Source organism: Allobosea sp. P1_A7 (assembly GCF_056406775.1).
Map to the genome: position 1 here is coordinate 1 of NZ_JBFTZN010000529.1, position 1,750 is coordinate 1,750.

At 65.1% G+C, this 1,750-nt stretch carries 1 pseudogene; it reads right to left on the reverse strand.

Annotated features, from left to right (window positions below):
• Nucleotides 1-607: 607 nt before the first annotated feature.
• Nucleotides 608-1,600: pseudogene (locus tag AC1D34_RS37285) on the reverse strand (IS91 family transposase); the annotation flags it as partial.
• Between the last annotated feature and the right edge of the window lie 150 nt (nucleotides 1,601-1,750).

Below are 1,750 nucleotides of genomic sequence, written 5' to 3' on the forward strand. Positions count from 1 at the left end.
TGTTCTCCGACACGTAGTCGTCAAGATACTCGGGAAGCAGGACACCCTGCCGACGGTCTTCACTCTCAACGAAGCGCTTCATCTAAGCTCCCGGAGCATCACCTCCAGGAATCCTAGCCGACTCGGCTCTTTTCACACAGCCTCGGTGGCTTTCAGACTTGAGCTTAGCGATGCGGCTAGCCCGGATTGGCGCTCGCTCAGAAGAAACAAATCAGCCATCACCGCCTCCTCTTCAGAGACTGCGAATCTGGAGGGTTCTGTGAGGTCGCGCGGCTGCGATCGTGGTGCGAGGCGCGTTGCGCGACCTCATTGAAGCCGGATTGAACGAAGCCGCCGGCTGCGGGGGCCTATGGGTTTTGTGCCTGGGGGCGGCTGATCGAAGGGCCTCCGACAGGACCGACCGCAGCCCTGATGGGAACCGGCTGACGGACACTCCCGGCCGGCAGCGTGGCGCACGCGGCCGGGAGCCACGATGGCGCAGGCGCGAGGGAGCGATCGATGATTGTCCTGCTGGTTGCGGGACAGAGCGGGGCGCAAGGCATTGCATCCCGCGAGACATCGGCGCCCAGGGCAACAGGATAGGGACTGGGATGCCGGTGGCCTCTGGTCATGAGGTATCCGGGCAAGGCCGGCAGCGCGGGAAGGTCGCCATGACGCGCATGGCGCCGCCGCAGCAAGGGCAAAGCGCCGGATCGAACGCCAGGCGCGATGGACGGGCAGCCCCCGAGCCTCCGGCGTCATGGTCGTTCGCAGGCATGTTGGCGGATTCTGCGATGGCCTGGCGGATGAGGATCAGCCTGGAGCGCCTGTGGCCGTTGGCGAGGAAGCCAAAGTGGCGGATTCGGTGGAAGCCGTCGGGCAGCGCGTGCAGCAGGAAGCGGCGAATGAACTCGGCTGGATGAAGCGTCATCAGGCGCGCCGCGTTGCCATGGCGATAATCGCGCCAGCGGAAGGTGACGGCGTCATCCTCGATGCTGACGAGGCGGCTGTTGGCAATGGCGACTTGGTGGGTGTAGCGGCCGAGGTAGGCCAGCACATGCTGCGGCGAGCCGAAGGGCGGCTTGGCGTAGACGATCCAGTTGATCCGGCGTTGCTCGGCCATCACGCCGGCGAAGGTCTCGGGCCCGTTCAGCGCGAGGAGATCCCCGAAGAAGGAGAGCTCGCCCGCGTCATGCGCCTGGACGAGCCGCTCGGTGAACCGGCGGCGAAACAGGCGCGAGAGGACATGGATGGGAAGGAAGAAGTTGGGCCGGCAGGTAATCCAGTGGCCGTCTTGCGCCAATGCGCCTCCTGGTATGAGGCAATGGATATGGGGATGATGCGTGAGCGCCTGTCCCCAGCTGTGCAGGATGGCGATTCCCCCGATCTCGCCCCCCAGATGCCGCCTATCTGCGGCGATGGTCTTCAAGGTCCATAGCGCGGCTTCGAACAGGATGGCGTAGACGACGGCCTTGTTCTGGAAGGCGACCGCCCCGATCGCGGCTGGCACGGTGAACACGACGTGGAAGTAGGGCGTCGGCAGCAGGTCCTTCTGCCGCTCGTCGAGCCAGGCCTCGCGGGCCGGCCCCTGGCACTTCGGGCAATGCCGGTTGCGGCAGCTTGTCGGTCGTGAACAACCTGATCCTGGCGGTTTGTGAGTTTAGCTGAACGCCGGTCGGCCCTTTGTGATCGAGGTCTGCGCCGCGGGGGCGCTGAGCGTGGCCAGGATCAAGGCGCAAAAAACTCTCAGCCATGCCAGGAGCAGGCGGAT